Origin of the sequence: Micropruina sp. (assembly GCF_047606665.1) — a bacterium.
Lineage (GTDB): Bacteria > Actinomycetota > Actinomycetes > Propionibacteriales > Propionibacteriaceae > Micropruina.
Genome location: NZ_JASGEF010000038.1, coordinates 1 through 14,611, shown reverse-complemented (window position 1 = coordinate 14,611; position 14,611 = coordinate 1). Strand labels below are relative to the sequence as shown.

At 61.2% G+C, this 14,611-nt stretch carries 13 protein-coding genes and 1 pseudogene; 2 read left to right on the top strand and 12 right to left on the bottom strand.

All coding sequences use genetic code 11. The features are described 5' to 3' along the window. Positions 1-373: 373 nt before the first annotated feature. The 12 genes from QM619_RS08890 to QM619_RS08835 all read right to left on the bottom strand — a co-directional run bounded on the left by QM619_RS08890 (position 374) and on the right by QM619_RS08835 (position 11,020). The gene (locus QM619_RS08890) at positions 374-727 is read right to left on the bottom strand and encodes a hypothetical protein (protein ID WP_415106996.1); all 354 of its coding nucleotides are present in this window, start codon (positions 725-727) and stop codon (positions 374-376) included. 425 nt (positions 728-1,152) lie between these two features. Beyond that, positions 1,153-1,494: a hypothetical protein gene (locus tag QM619_RS08885; protein WP_415106993.1), complete on the bottom strand. Its 342-nt coding sequence runs from the start codon at positions 1,492-1,494 to the stop codon at positions 1,153-1,155. 1,368 nt (positions 1,495-2,862) lie between these two features. Then, positions 2,863-3,744, bottom strand: a complete 882-nt coding sequence (locus QM619_RS08880) for a hypothetical protein (protein WP_415106990.1) — start codon at positions 3,742-3,744, stop codon at positions 2,863-2,865. After that, complete coding sequence (locus QM619_RS08875) at positions 3,741-4,373, bottom strand: hypothetical protein (protein WP_415106988.1); 633 nt, start codon at positions 4,371-4,373, stop codon at positions 3,741-3,743. Before QM619_RS08875 ends, QM619_RS08880 begins: the two co-directional genes overlap by 4 nt. Positions 4,374-4,736: 363 nt before the next feature. Further along, complete coding sequence (locus QM619_RS08870; protein ID WP_415106987.1) at positions 4,737-5,216, bottom strand: hypothetical protein; 480 nt, start codon at positions 5,214-5,216, stop codon at positions 4,737-4,739. Between the two features lie 145 nt (positions 5,217-5,361). After that, the gene (locus QM619_RS08865) at positions 5,362-5,880 is read right to left on the bottom strand and encodes an ABC transporter ATP-binding protein (RefSeq protein WP_415106986.1); all 519 of its coding nucleotides are present in this window, start codon (positions 5,878-5,880) and stop codon (positions 5,362-5,364) included. After that, positions 5,877-6,230 carry a hypothetical protein gene (locus QM619_RS08860; RefSeq protein WP_415106984.1) on the bottom strand — a complete coding sequence of 118 codons (354 nt, stop codon included), beginning with the start codon at positions 6,228-6,230 and terminating at the stop codon, positions 5,877-5,879. Before QM619_RS08860 ends, QM619_RS08865 begins: the two co-directional genes overlap by 4 nt. Positions 6,231-6,883: 653 nt before the next feature. Continuing rightward, a complete protein-coding gene (locus QM619_RS08855) occupies positions 6,884-7,366 on the bottom strand; it encodes a hypothetical protein (RefSeq protein ID WP_415106982.1) in 483 nt (160 codons plus the stop codon). 411 nt (positions 7,367-7,777) lie between these two features. Next, on the bottom strand, positions 7,778-8,419 hold the full coding sequence (locus tag QM619_RS08850) for an ABC transporter ATP-binding protein (RefSeq protein ID WP_415106980.1): 642 nt from the start codon (positions 8,417-8,419) through the stop codon (positions 7,778-7,780). Next, positions 8,416-9,813: a hypothetical protein gene (locus tag QM619_RS08845; RefSeq protein ID WP_415106978.1), complete on the bottom strand. Its 1,398-nt coding sequence runs from the start codon at positions 9,811-9,813 to the stop codon at positions 8,416-8,418. Before QM619_RS08845 ends, QM619_RS08850 begins: the two co-directional genes overlap by 4 nt. Next, complete coding sequence (locus tag QM619_RS08840; protein ID WP_415106976.1) at positions 9,813-10,604, bottom strand: hypothetical protein; 792 nt, start codon at positions 10,602-10,604, stop codon at positions 9,813-9,815. The genes QM619_RS08845 and QM619_RS08840 overlap by 1 nt, the downstream gene beginning before the upstream one ends. A gap of 20 nt (positions 10,605-10,624) precedes the next feature. Then, on the bottom strand, positions 10,625-11,020 hold the full coding sequence (locus QM619_RS08835; RefSeq protein WP_415106974.1) for a hypothetical protein: 396 nt from the start codon (positions 11,018-11,020) through the stop codon (positions 10,625-10,627). Between the two features lie 1,792 nt (positions 11,021-12,812). Here QM619_RS08835 and QM619_RS08830 point away from each other — a divergent pair. Further along, a pseudogene (locus QM619_RS08830) lies at positions 12,813-13,225 on the top strand (IS5/IS1182 family transposase); the annotation flags it as partial. Between the two features lie 571 nt (positions 13,226-13,796). After that, positions 13,797-14,183 carry a lactococcin 972 family bacteriocin gene (locus QM619_RS08825; RefSeq protein ID WP_415106972.1) on the top strand — a complete coding sequence of 129 codons (387 nt, stop codon included), beginning with the start codon at positions 13,797-13,799 and terminating at the stop codon, positions 14,181-14,183. The last annotated feature ends 428 nt before the right edge of the window (positions 14,184-14,611 follow it).

The window sequence follows — 14,611 nt, the reverse complement described above, 5'->3', positions numbered from 1 at the left end:
CCGGGCCCACGGTCGAGACGAACATCGGTGTGCTCATGGCTGCCGGCGGCGTGCGCGACCGCCGCCAACACCAACCCGGTCGTGGGACGATCCAGCCCGGACAGGTTCTCGGACAGGTCCACCGGCTCCCCACCGGCCAGTGACGCAACGATCCGCAAGACCCGCTGCTCGCTACCCGACAGGTCGCCGATCGTGTCGTCACTGATCAGCGACGGATCCAGCCACCACCTCCCCGGCTGGTCACTCGGTTGAATCCACGCATGACCCGGTGTCGCGAACCGGCCACCGGCGAACCCGACCAGCAACTCCACCGCGGCCTCCAGCGGATACAGACCCTGCGCCCACGCCCGCAGACCGGCATGATTCACACTCATCACGAACCCCCATCACGAGTCGGCGTCGGAGGAACCACGAACGCGCCACCGGAACTTTCAGCTGTCGGATCGGAAGCGTCCGGATCGAGGTGCCGGCGGACTGCGTCGTCTGCCATCGCCTGGCAACGTGCCGCCCAGGCCCGGTCAAAACACGGTGTCGTCACCGTCGCGATCACCGCCAGAACCAGCAACACCATCGGGAACCACTCACCACGCCGACACAGATCACCCCCAGCCAGCAAAGCGAACACCCACACCAGAGGCCGCAGCCAGCGAGCCACCCTGCGGACCGGCCGCACGGCGAAGGTCAGCACCGTCCACGGCACACAGAACAACCGGACGATCGCGACCATGCGAGACCGCTGCACAGGTGCCAACGCCAGGGCCCGCACAACGAGCTCGCACACCGCCCCATCCGCGATCCGACCGTCCCGGACCCAACCGACCAACCGGGCGCTCACCACGAGAGTCCGCTCATCCGCCGCCCGAACGTCACAACCGAACCGATCACTCACCCGCAGACGCGGCTGGTTCCGACCCCGCAGGCCAGCAACCGGGACCAGCGCCCGCAACACGGCAGCAGCCTCACCCTCCGTCGCTCCACGAGCCCCGAAACGGCACCGCACCATCCACCCCGTCCGCCAGCCAACGACCCCAATCACCGCGGCAAGCAGGAGACAAGCCCCGGCCACCGGCACCAACGAGGTGACCGTCAGCCAGACCGCGCCGCTGACCACAGCCGCCGTGATCCGCGACCGCAACCAACACCACCGCCACCTCACGGCTGATCACCCCCATCGGAAGCAGAGGCATCTCCGAGGGGCTCGTCGGAAGCTCCACGGGCGCCCGCCTTGAGGTGGACCCGCTTCAGCCGAGCGACTTCCTTGACCGACAGCCCGCAACGCTCACCAATCTCAGCCACAGACACCTGCTCCCCCAACAACAAGCCGACCGCCTCAGCCGCCGAAACATCCGCCCGATCACGCGCAGCCACCGCAGTCACCACATCCACCGCAAGGTCATTCAGCCGCGACTCCCGCTCGGCCAACGACCGCAACCGCACAGCAGCAGCCTCACGAACCCGCCGCCGCGCCTCCTGCCGCACCGACTGCACCACCACGCCACCTCCAAAGCTCTTCAACCCCCTAGGTACGACGACCCAGAGATTGGGACAGAATTCCAGAGGCCATCGAACTGGTCGCCGGCAGTGGTTAGAAACCGGTAGCACCTTTGGCGGGTGGTTGCGGGCTACGCGCTCGCACGTCAACACATCATTCTGCGCGAGGCGGACGACCGTGCCGCAACGGGGAGGACGGGCCGCACACAGGAAGCAGGAGATAAAATCGCAGAGATTCGGAGCCAGTCGTCGGCGTCGCCCATAACCGAATCTATAGAAATCACCGCTCTGTTTGAAGGCCACTATAACCAAACGCTAGGCATGTTCGGATGTTGGGCAGCCTATCCTGGGCCGGGAACACCTACCTGCGACTCCCCCAATCACAACCAGCGGCGCCATAGCGGCGACCACCACTCTCAACCTATACGGCGCGTGACGGGGAGCGGCCGGGTGCTTCACCCTTGGTCAAGGGCCAAATCACGATCTAACTATTCACCATTGTGCGGCTCACTCGGCAAGGAGGCACGTCGAGCGCGTAAAATCGGCATCAATGCAAGACTTGTCTGGTCCCTAGCCAACTTCGTAGCCGAACAGCGCCAACGAAAGAACGACGAGGCGGACGAGGGGTAAGCTCACCGCCCAGACGGGCGGCGGTGCCTGCTCTCGTTGACGCGGCGCTCGCTCTCCGCCGGACCGGGACGCCTCGGCTCGCCATCAACTCACTGGTCACCCACACGGAAAGGACAAGCAGTCGGGACTGGCCAACCTGGTGATGGCATGGTCGGGATCCATCGGAACCCGACCGGCGCACACCCCACCTAAATCGTGCAATCAGCGAGAACTACTGCGTGAACTGCTCAACCTCGAGTCGATGGTGGCGCACCGGAGGCTCGATGAAGCCCGCGAGACGGAGCGGGACTGATGACAGTCGCCCCAGGAAGGCGAGAACGCGACAGCTGGCGCGAATTCGGGCCCTTCACCATAAGTGCAATCAGCTCCCATGCCGTTCTGGACGTCGGGGTGGCCTGCAATCCGTGGCGCACCGAAGGATAAGTAGTCACCCCAGTGGGAGCCCTCGCCAGTACCCTCGAAGTCGGCGTCCAGGATCCTCACGTAAGTGACACGATCTGGCGTGGAAGGTCATCGGATGTTGGCGCACAAAGCAGCGACCTCTCAACCTCACCGGTCTGGCAAATCCGCGGGCGAAATGGCCGGACCTAGGCCCTAGAGGATGCTTCTAGGGGCGGCCTCCGCTTGCCTAGGATGGCCGAGCAAGCGATCAAACCGTCGCACCCTGCCATGCCGCACGGCCGTGGAGCTTCTCACCTTGGTCAAGATTGAGTCACATCCGGTCGTTTCAGGCAATTTCCGCTAAAGGATGGGAAGAGCCTCTGTGTGTTTTAGCTTTCTAGCGGCTGTCAGCATTGCGGCGATCCCACTCACGCATGCAACAAGAAGGTACAGCACTAATAGCCACCATTGACCATTTGCAATCGTGAATGCCGTCGGAGCTCGCACATATAAGGCGCCAGTAACCGTTGCGACCGCCAGGCCGGCCAACGCGAGGCTGGTACCCATCACAAGCGTCATCACCCTCAACATGACACCACGTATGAACTGAGTGCGCACACCTACCGCACGTAGGGCTGCCAAGATTGACCGCATGCTAACCGCCAGTTCGGACAAAACCTCGCGGGTTATCAGCAGTGCAGCACCTCCCATTAGTATCAATGAAACTGCGGCGCCCAACGGAGCAATGAACCAGTCCACTCCGTAGTGTGCCTCCACCTGAACATCTGCATACCCGCGCCGTCGCAGCCAGTCACGCGCCAGTTCGTCTTGCTCACGGGTCAGCCCTTCGTAAACATTCCAAGAGAAGACGGACGCCGACGCGGTTGACTGCGGGGGGTTCTCGAGGGAGCCTGTCAGGACGAACCCCGGCACCCGTGGAAGTTCCCCCGAATTGCTGGCTATCCGACGTGCTTGCAGGCTCAAGCGAACCCCATCCCCAATCCGCGATAAGGAAATCTCCTTGCCTACAGGCCCCGTCGTCAGTACTCCGCCGGCAGCGAGAAAGTCTCGATCGCTTGGCGACAATCCAGAAATCAGACGGGCTGCATCATTCAAGTCACGAACAGCCCATAATACGCCGCCATCTTCAGATTCAACGAAGGCAGCCTCCAGGATCTCGATGGGTGAGGAGATTCCCAGGTCGCCTTCGAACTGCCGAATTACCCAGCCTGGGTAATTCACGCCTCGTGGTCGACCAACGAGATGCGCGCCATACCGGCCGGTAGCGTCGCCTGCATCAGCGCCTGTTGGGAGGCTGAGTTGGTGATCAACAGTGTTAGGAAGTACAGCCAACTACCCACCACTAGTGTCAGCACCACACCACCTACGGCCAGCTTGCGAGACATGTGCGAAGTGATCCGGCCCGCCACTAACCACCCGTCGATGGGGCGAGCGGTGGCGACTCCAGCGAGCAGCCGGGCCGCGACGGGAAAGCTGAGCGCGAGCCCTACTACTGCCACCAGCCCCGAAGGAAGTAGTAGCCAAAGCGACTCGCCACCAACCAGAGCCATCCCCAAAGCGAGGACGAGCATGGAGCCGGCAATAGCGAGCAAGCCACGTTTAGCACCGGCGACCTCCGCTCGCCCACTCAAGCCCCGACGGACGCTCCACATCAAACCTGTGGCTGCACCCACCACGCTCATCAGGATCGCCGTCAGCGTTGCGAAACCTTCGAATGCTGGCGGCGACAGTGGCACGCCTCCGCCCAGAGCAACCAGTGCCGGCCGGCAGGCGAGTGCAGCCAAGTGGCCCAGTAGCGATCCGATCAGCGCCGCCAACGCGGTGAAGGTCACTGCTGACAGCGCCACCACGCGGACAAGTCGTGATCGCCTGACGCCCGCACCAACTACAGCCGGACTGACCCGATTGATCCATGCCCCAAGCGCAGCCCCCAACGCGGCGCATCCGCCAAGGACCAAAACGGCGATCGGCGCTAGCGTGCCGACGACGTCGGTTGGCCTGATTCTAGAATCACTCACTTCCCAACGAGTGCTGATAATCGCTTCGCCGGTTGCTCGCTGTGCAACGGCAGCTTGGATCACGCGCTCGATCGCACCCTTACCGCCGGCCAAGTAATAGGTGATGCTGCTACCCGGAGCCAGTCGCGCTTCATCCTTTGCAACACGCCAGCTGCTCCACGTTCCGGGAGCGCAGACGATGAGTTTCCGCCGCGGTTAAAACTCGTCGCGAATCTGGCCCGTGAGTTGCAGTGTCCAGACCCCGATCGAAGGATCCAGTGTCTGGTCGGAGCCATTTGTCACACATTGGCCTGCTGCGTTCGGCCAGACACCCCACGTTAGGGTAAAGCGTCCTTCCGTCACCAGCGATGGAGCCTGCACTTCCTTGTAATCGAACAGCGTGCCGCCCAGGAACACGTTCGCCTGTAGGGTTGGCCAAGATTGGATTTGAGGATCTTCAAGCCAGGAAGGTTTCCGTATAACCGCGCGCCCCACCGGCACACTAATTGCCGTTTGCACACTCGCGGTGGCGCCGCCAAATTGAGAGACCCGTCTTTGCTCGACGGTGAGCGACAGAGCACCAAGCATGCTCAACACGGCCAGCGAAGCTAGCGTGGCTATGGCTGTCACCACAACAAGACGCCTGAACACACTGGTTCGCAACAGTAGGGTCGCCAGACCCAGCGTCGATTTCACTCAGTAAGCATCCCATCTCGCATGCGACATACTCGGTCGGCGAATTCTAAGGCAATTGGATCATGCGTCGCAACAACCACAGCCCGTTGGCCGGCGCGAGTCAACGCCCGAAGCAGCGCAAAGAGATCCTCAGAAGCCTTCGAGTCTAGTGCACCGTTGGCTCGTCACACAATAGTAGGGTACGATTTCCCGCCAAGGCTCGCGCAATTCCAACACGCTGGCGTTGCCCTCCGGACATCTGTGACGGATAACGGTCAGCGAGCTCTTCAATCCCTACCTGTCTCAGCAGTCCGAATGCTGCGCGCCGAGGATTCGGATCACCTTGGAAGCGTAGCACCAGCTGCACGTTCTCCCCTGCGGTGAGCTGCGCAATGAGATTGCTCTCCTGAAACACCATACCAACGTGTCGTAATCGGAGGTCTGACCGTTGGTTTTCGGTCATGGCCTGCACTGATTGCCCGGCCACAGTAACTGTGCCTGCATCGGGCACATCAAGGCCGGCAATCAGGTTGAGCAATGTCGTCTTCCCGCAGCCACTTGGTCCGACCAAAGCAACGAGTTCCCCCGAATCAACGGTCAGCGATATTCCCGCCACGGCAGGAACATTCCAGGCGCCCACACGATATGAGCGAACCAGCGATTCAGTCGTGGCGATGTGACTCAATTGCACTGGCGGCCGAGAATGAACGAGCTTGCTTGGTCGCGGTCCCAGAAGTAGAAGCTCGGGGCGTTCTGGCCGGGATTCGCAGGGAACTGCCAGCCATTGCCGTCGTACCCATGGGCGAAGCAGGCAGAATAATTCGTGCCGTTCTGGAACGACGCCAAGTTGTCGTCCGCCACAGCACTGAAATTGCGCCAAGTCTTCATCTCGTCCTTGAAGGATCCCAGCCAGCCAGAATAGTTTTCCTTTGCGTACAGCACGAGTGATCCTGCATTCGCATGCGTGGCCGACAATCCGAAGCCGATTACGGCCATAACAACAACGGCGATGACCCGCCGAGAGAGCAGTGGCATGAGGTGCCTCCTATGAAGAGGGGTGGTTACTGAGGTCTCAGTGTGAACGCAATATGGTTCGGCTGTCAACTCCGCGGCCCAAGGATGCGCTCCAAATCGAAGATGCGCTCCCCAAATCGAAGCCGTGCCGTGCCAACTTCATGCAGCACTCTCGAAATTCTCGTGCGACAGAACGAACTGAACAAAAGGCCGAAGCACCGCTCAACGGCTAGACATTTAGCCGATTCCCAGCCAGCTGTCGGGCGTGTATGGGGTTGCATGCGCTTGGCGCCTGCGGCCCTATTTCGATGAATTCCGTGCGGTTCTGGCTTCCAGGATGGTGCATCTACTACCTCGACCTCGCGGGGCCGATAGACGGGTCAGGTTGCAGAATCCCGAGTAGACGGATCAGGATTCGGCCGCCCATTGACATGAGCCGGCTCGTTGATGGAAAATTGTGAGTTATCGCTCGATCTGTCATCGGTGACATGGTGTTGACTAGCGGAGCGACAGGTTGCTCGCGACCAGGCGTTTCTCACTAAATTGTCAGTTTCCGCGGCCACGGGCCGTCGGCACCGGCGTCGGGCCGCTCGGCGGAGTTTTGTTGACGGCAGGGTTGGCTCGCCGATGGGCATCCTCAGACGACGCTCGTTGCTGGGGTGCCACGGGTCGCATCAGGGTTTTGGCCATCCGAGCAATTCTGGCCATCCGCGGAACGGGTGTCCGTCGCGAGTCACGTCACCCCTGAACTTCGCCTTGTTGAACGACACGTCGCGATCTCCGAACGTCACTCCGTCGAACGTGACCTTGCCGTCGTTGAAGTTCGGCTCGTTGATCGTCGGGTCATCTTGGCAGAAGTAGTCCGCATCTATGAACGTCACCTTGCCTCGGCCGAAGATCGGCTCGTTGAACGTCACGGGGTCACTGTTGAAGATCGCATCTTTGAACGTCACCAAGTCGCTGCCGAAGGTCGCCTTGTTGAACGTCACTTGGCCGCCTCTGCACCTCGCCTCAATGGACGACACCCTGCCGCCGCTGAGCCTCGCCCCGATGAACGACGCCTGGCCGCTAAACGTCGCATCGTTAAACGTCACCCTAGGCTGGTCAGTTCCCGACCAGCCTAGGCCAGTGTGGATCGTGTGATCTATCAAGTTCACGTATGCCCGCTACAGGCCCACTCGTCACGCCCTTGCGCTCGCTTCGGACGCCGTGGACCGAGGCCCGGCGTGCCGAGTTGGCCTACGCCCGAGTGCTGGGTGGAGCTGAATGAAGACGGTGTCGAGACGGGGTCCTGCGGCCTCGGCGCCCTCGCCGTGGCAGTCACTTGGTCGGGCTCAGGGCAATCAGCGACGCGCGTGGCTCCGGGACCCATTACCAGCTAAAGCGCCGGCTACGCCCCGTCGCTGCCTTCGTCCTCTCCGGACCGCTATTGGGCCGGCGGGGGTGCGTTCGCTGCCTGGCGAGCCACGAAGGCGCAACTGGACGTGACCACCGTCCGGTGCAAGCCGCATGGCGCACTAGCGACCAGACTACGTAGTCGCCGAAACGCTCGGCCTGCTGCCGCGTTCTCAGTCCGACTTTACGACCCGGCTATTTACAATGGCCAAACGTCTGGTAGCCACTTCATCCAAATCCTCCGGATTGTGGCTGCAGAACACGATCGTCCGACCTTGCTCGCTCAGTTTCAGCAACAGAGCACGCACGCGGACCGCACTCTCTTCGTCCAAAGCATTGAACGGCTCGTCCAGTAGCAATACCTGCTGGTTCTCCATGATCGCCTGGGCTAATGCGAGCTTCTGCTTCATCCCGAGTGAGTACTGGCCCACACGCTGCCTGAGTCCAGAATCCAGACCTACCTGGTCCATCGCGCTCCTAATCTCACGGTCACCAATCTTGCGTCTAATCCGGGCCAGTTCCTGAAGATTCTCGAAGCCGGTACGCAGCGCCTGAAACCCGGGCCTATCGATCACAATGCCGAACTCTTGCGGAAAGGACTTCCTCGGGGACTGGAATCGATCGTCTATGAATACAGTCCCGGAGTCCGGTGCGAGCAGGCGGCACATAAGCCTAAGAAGCACTGATTTTCCGGTGCCATTGGCGCCAGTGACTGCGAGCCGTTCACCCTCGAGGACTTCTAGGTCGACGTCCTCGAGAACGCTGCCCGTACGAAACTTCTTACTTACGCCGCTCAGGCGAATTATTGCCGTCATGCTATGAGGTTCCTTTCAACGAACCGCGAGCCAAATATTCGAAGTATGGCCATCGCCAAACACGAGATCACGGCGAGCTCACTCATCGCCACTGCGGATACTAGCCATACGCTCTCCCCCTCGAAGAGCTGGCCAGTTCCCATGTTTAGCAAAGCGGTGGGCAGAGAATTGCTCGCCGCCGCACCCCCCGCCAGGAGGAGGCCCAACGTCATTAGTGCGCCGACCGGCGCGCCAACCATGAGCCGTATCGATGCGACTATCACTACGAACGCCCATCCTTGCAGTGTTCCATTGACTAGAAGGTGAATAATGACAACAGAAGGCGGAACAGGAAGATCTGCGCTAGAGGTTGGGAAGGCATCGAAACGAGCGAAAAGAACAGCCACACTGAGTCCCAAAACTGCGACAAAGTACCCGTGCACCAACAATAGGTAAGGCCCAATAGTCGCGGCCAACCACCGTGCGACACTGCCACGTCGAACAAGGCGGTACTGGAGCCCGGCGAGCGCAGGTTCGAAATGCGCACTTGAAACCCAGATCGGCGCCAATGTTACCAACGCTACAAAGATATAGTCCGGCAGCGTGCCTCCGGTGCCGTAGAACCCACCTAGCAGCGCCTCGGCTGGCGATGACCAATCACCAAGCGCAAATCGAGCCACGACCAGCAGTCCCACCACGGGGATCCAAAGCCGACGCCACAGGAACTTCTTGGAGGTTGCGAGCCATATCCCTCCTAGCACTAGGAGACTGTTGCAAAGCGTCGGTAGTGCCAGCCCGAGCGACCAAGACCCGTAATGTTGGATCGACGCGCCGACCTGAACGCCATAGCCGATATTGAGGGGAGCAAATTCAGAGGGCCTCGCAGACCCGATCACGCATGCCGCGAATATGAAGGAGACGGCCACGAGGGCGCCAGTGCGGCCCAGAAACAGCCCAGCACTCAGAACGGCGACGCCCAAGATGGATAGGTTGACCCCCACGGACAGGGCTGTTATCCCCGCTTCGGCCAGCAGTTCAGCAGAGCCGAGGGGTGAGCCCGCGCCGAGGCCAAGCACCAAGGCCGGTGCCAAGGTACACAGCAGCAGCGGTAATGCCTTGCCTCCTGCGGTGGCTGCGGCGCACATCAGCCACGTCCGATACCCACCTGCTCGCAGCAACACGAGAGGCTGACATGTACCTTCGCAGTCGCGCCCAACCCACAGTAGGAACAGCGGGAGTACAAGAAACAGGTACAGACGCCAACTGAGCCCACTATCAAGCACCGCCATCGCTAGCGGGTCTAGCCCTAGTGTGGTTTCCATTGCGAGCTCAGGCCTCGCGTACAGCATCAACGTCGTAACGAGTCCGAGCAGCACCACCTGCCACGATCGCCACTGTGGCGCGAGTATCGACATCATTGCAGCTGCGGAAGCCTTGGGGCGAGTGCGAGTGTCGCGGCGACCACGATCGCCGTTGCTATGAGAAGTCCCCCGATCGGGAAGGTGAGATTCGCCAAGGGGATCTGTTGCAGGTTGAAGGGGAAAACTAAGGCTACTGAATACGCTTCAAGCCACATGACTGCCATCAGGAAAGAGGCCAACAGATAGATAATCCAAGGTACAGTGAGACCCAGGATGCGGTTTTGGGCTACTAACACTGAACACAGCGTAAGGGTTGCATAAAGCGCCGCGCTGGTTGCCAGATAGATACTGTAGCCGAGCGCCGGCGCCCACGGTCCGTAGATCAACAACTGACCAAACGTCTTGCTATGCAACCGCGCAGCCTCGACCTGTTCGGGCGTTGTTAGTCCATAACCGCGAGTGTCGTAGCCGACGCTACCAAATGACACAAACAACTGCGGAATGAGGCCGATCACGAGAAAGATGACAAAAGTAGTCACAGCATTAGTGCACAAATTTCGCCCAAGCGTCACACGAATATTGGCTCGAGTGCGAGTGTAGGTTAGGTAGCGATTGGTGAGCTGCCCGCTGAAGGCCAGCACGAAGGGAAGGCTGGCCACCAGCGGGAGCACTAGGGGAAGCGGGCTATTGTGCTGCCATAGGTACGCATAGAAGTCGAATGGGCCGATAAAGTCGTACCATGCGCGCGCATCATAGTTCTGAGCAATTAGGACCAGAGCCCCAAGTACTGTCAGGCCGGAGCCTAGCCAGATTTGCCAATGGGGCAGGCGAATGCCGAGGTGCAACGGTGGAACCAATCCCGATATCAGTCCGACGCCCACGTGCCGGTCACTTGCACATTCACCCATTGCCAGCCGTCGGTGAACTTCAGGCGAACCGTACTGCCCTCGGTAGCAAAGTTCCACACAAGGACGTTCGAGCCGTCATTGATGGTCTTGCTTCCGCCAAGGCAGAAGCCACTATTCGAAGGGACCAGACACACGTCAGCAGTGTAGTCGCCGCCAACCGTTGCTGATCGGACGCTAGCAGAGGCGTCCGTGAACCGCTTGGTCTGAGTGGCCGAATATCCGGCACCTCCATACTTGCCGATCGTGGTGTTGTACGACTTGTAGCTGGTGCCGGCCTGAGCCGCCGTTGCACCGAACGCCAAGATCAGGCCGACAGCGCTCACTCCACCAGCGAGCTTCACAGTACGCCTCATGTCTCTTCCTTGCCCTGGGAGGTCCAGTTGGCTTAGAGACTAAGGTGGTTACCCGACTTAGTCAAGCCCTGTGGCGAAAGTGGGCGGAATCGGCTCGGCGTGCCCTGTGGCAGGAATCGAGCCTGACGGGAGCGGAGGGGTCGAGCAGCGTCTCGCGAAAGCCCGCCGAAGGGCGGCCGGGCGCTGGGGCGGGCGTGGCTTCGCTCCTCACGTTGTGGTTGTCGTACTCCGCCCTGCCCGGGTTCGGTGACTCGTGGGGCCGGCACCGGTCTCGGGCTCAAACCCTGACGATGGTGCGCGACGCCGCACCTTCCGCTTCTCGTGGCGAGCCGTTGCCGTCCGGCCGGCAGGCCGTTCACGACTGCGCCGCATGATACGTCGGCTCCGCCGGATATCTTCATCGGCGCTGTGCAGCCGCGAGTTCCAGGCAACACAGCCCTTCGTGGGCCGTCGACGGTCATCGCACACCCATCGCCATGCCGACCGGTGGCACAGGCGCACTCGCGCTCCTATGGAGTGCCGTTGCGACAGCTGATGAGCGGGCATCAGATCGCCGACCTGCCGGCTAGCCCGACTACTTGAGCCGGATCCAGCCCGTCCGCGGTGCCCGGAGGCTTGAGATCCGACGATCTGTCCGCGGGACACCGAATATTTCCGCCGCAGCACCTGCCGCGATCTTCACCCAGGCCGGCACCACTATGAAAGGGGCTGCTTCTCACGCCGAACCCGAATGGCGGACGGGGCCAGGAAGTTCAGTCGGTTCCAACAGCGCAAGCCATGGTCAGCCAGATTGCCCGTGGCTCAATAGGCTGTTGATAGTGCGATGGGCGCCGTGAACTCCACCGAGTTCCTTCCAGGCTGCTGATCGCCATCAGGGTGCCGAGCACGAGGCCCCTCGCAACATTCGCCACCCAGGATCAGTTTTGCCATCCGCCGTAGCCGAGGGACCACGCGTACCAGGGACAACGTGCGACCGATGGAACGTTTGTAGATGCCCAGTTTCCGTCAGCGGCAAACCTGTACCCAAGGGTAAGTACTGATTGACATGCGATCCACGCTCGAACCCTCTTCGACTCGCTGCAAACGACTCTGTATACGCCGTCGGTGGCCATTCCACCTTGGCAGTTTACTGCATAGGCCGGTGGCGATCCAACGATTCCGGAAGCCACAAGAATGGGAACTACGATCACGGGGATAAGCATGCGCCTTGCTCGATTCATCTGGTCATCTCCTGGTGGTTCGGCGGCTAGTGGCAGTAGCTAACAGCATGTAGTGAGGAAGCGCAGCAGATTGGCGAGCCTCCTTATGAAGTTCCTATCTCACTCTCAGGTAACAGAGAACTCTAAGAACAGGCTACGGAGGTTGCGTCTGCGATCCTGATGCCTGAAGTGAGCGACATGCCTGCTCTCAGCCGAGAGAAGGTGGGCGCGGATCGATCCACAGGCTGAGGCGTGAGTGCGACCCATTGTTCCACTGAGCCGTTTCCGACAAGACGGCTGTTCGGTCGATCGAGCGGCTTATGGGACTCTAGTCGGCGGAGCGTAGCCGAGCCTCGAGCTTGTGGCCCCGCGTGCTTTCACGTGAATTGACCCCGCCGGCTCTGGCCCTGGGAGGCCTGCTCTACCGTGCCAGGAGAGCGTGGCGTGGCTGCCCGCCTCGGACCGGTCGGCCGCGCTGACGGCGCAATCGGCCGTCTGACCCATGCCCTCGTGTCCACGCAGAGGCGGCAAGCTTTTGACGCTTCGGGCTGCGACTTCGCTTCTGCACCGCAGGAGCATCCGGACCCTGTGCTGCAGGCATCCCTACCGGCTGCGTCATCGCTGGCGCCAATTGCAGCGACTCTCCCTTGCTCCACCCCTGGCCAAACTAGCCCGATTCGACCAAGGACTCGGCTTCGGACCATCCGACCAGATCACCGTCCACCTCGACACCGGCTACGACTCCGGCAAGACCCACAACCTCCTCGCGGAACTCGGCTGCCAGGCCAACGATCAGCGCCAAGGCCCCCACTCCAACCACACCAACGCTGGGTCGTCAAACGCACCAACTCCGGGCACACCCGCGGCTTCAAGAGACTCGCCATCTGCACCGAGCGCCGCACCCGAGTAGGCAGCGCCCTCATCGCCCTCGCCAACCCCAGCACCCCGCCGCTCCTTCTCCGGGCCAGGCTCACCGATTGCTCCCGAACCCACACAGCGACCATGACGTAGCCCAGCGATCTCGGGCCGCACTGATGGAGTCGCACACACCTTCGGCATTGCGGCATCCCCCCAAGCCCGCGCCCATTGGGACGAGTGAGCGTCTACCAAGGTTCAAGCGTCGCCGTCAGCGGCCTCACAAATCCCCGTCTTCAAGCCGCATAGCTGGGCCGAGCGGACGAGCCTCGGCCACTCGTAGCGCAATCTTGGCCCGACAAGCAGGGCGACGCACCTCGGTCACCCGGGACCGCCGACCGTGCGGCCCACGGTGAGTCCTCTCCGCCGTCACGCGCGTGAACGAACGCCAACGCCGCGTCGAGCCCCCAGCGATGAACGCTGGCCATCACGGCCGCACTCGCGAAAGAAGCACCGAACGAGCAGGCGACGAAGTCTTGACTAAGTCGGGCCGCCGCCTTAGTCTGTAGCGCACTCCGCTCGCCAGAGAGGAGGAGGCAGTCGCGACATCAGTCGGACGGAGTGAATAACGCAGTGGGTTCTCCACCGCTCGGCGCGTCAAGAATCAGTCGGGCACCCCTCAAAGCAGAACACACGAACACTCGAAGGAGAGTGAACAGCAAATGTCGATCGATCTCACAAGCTTGCCGCCGCACACGGACACGGCGACCGCCCCGGACAAGGAAACCTTGTCGACGCGATTCAGCGGGGCCAAGAAGGCCCTCGTGACGGCCGGGCTAGTCGCTGGGTTGACCTTCGCTGGCGCGGCAGCGGCTTCGGCAACGGTGGTCAGCGCCGGCGGCGGCACCTGGGACTACGGTGTCACGAACCTCCTGCCCAGCACGAACTGGTCCAACTACTACCACGGCTCGAAGAAGCACGGCTCGAGCGTGGAAGGCGACGCGGGTCTGGTCCGTTCGCCCTGTGTCGCCAAGAACAGGTGGTCGTACGCTTCCGCCTGGGACACCAACCCGTTCCGCATCGACCATGCGTACTGGCGCCACTGCTGAGTAGTCCAGCAAATTCGGTGCGGCCACACTTCTGTGCGGCCGCACCGAGTTACGATCAAGTGCTACCTACAAATACCACTCCTAGGAATCCCATGTCTATCAACGGGACGGCTTCCAACTGGTGCCGGCCATGCGACTACAATCGGCTGCACTTTCGATTCTGGTTGCGGCCGATAGGAGCGGGCAGGTGAAAAGCAAGGCAATCAGGCTAGCGTACATCGTGGGAATTGCCTACGCGTTTCTTAGTTCGTTCCTTTTTCTGCGAGGCCTGGATGATGAGGGTGTGCTCGGTGCCGATACTCTAAGAGCCTGTCAGCTATTTAGTTGGCGTGTTGTGGGTGTCGAGTTCGGTTCTGCCCTGGTTGACGGTGTTGTGGTCGACTCCGGCGGCACGGGCGATGATGTCGATGCCGTCGGGGAATCCGTGT

What these genes read in the sequence shown, in the direction of transcription:
- QM619_RS08825 (WP_415106972.1), top strand. Translation starts at nt 13,797, where the DNA reads ATGTCGATCGATCTCACAAGCTTGCCGCCGCACACGGACACGGCGACC.
- QM619_RS08835 (WP_415106974.1), bottom strand. Translation starts at nt 11,020, where the DNA reads ATGAGGCGTACTGTGAAGCTCGCTGGTGGAGTGAGCGCTGTCGGCCTG.
- QM619_RS08860 (WP_415106984.1), bottom strand. Translation starts at nt 6,230, where the DNA reads ATGCCACTGCTCTCTCGGCGGGTCATCGCCGTTGTTGTTATGGCCGTA.
- QM619_RS08890 (WP_415106996.1), bottom strand. Translation starts at nt 727, where the DNA reads ATGGTCGCGATCGTCCGGTTGTTCTGTGTGCCGTGGACGGTGCTGACC.
- QM619_RS08850 (WP_415106980.1), bottom strand. Translation starts at nt 8,419, where the DNA reads ATGACGGCAATAATTCGCCTGAGCGGCGTAAGTAAGAAGTTTCGTACG.
- QM619_RS08845 (WP_415106978.1), bottom strand. Translation starts at nt 9,813, where the DNA reads ATGTCGATACTCGCGCCACAGTGGCGATCGTGGCAGGTGGTGCTGCTC.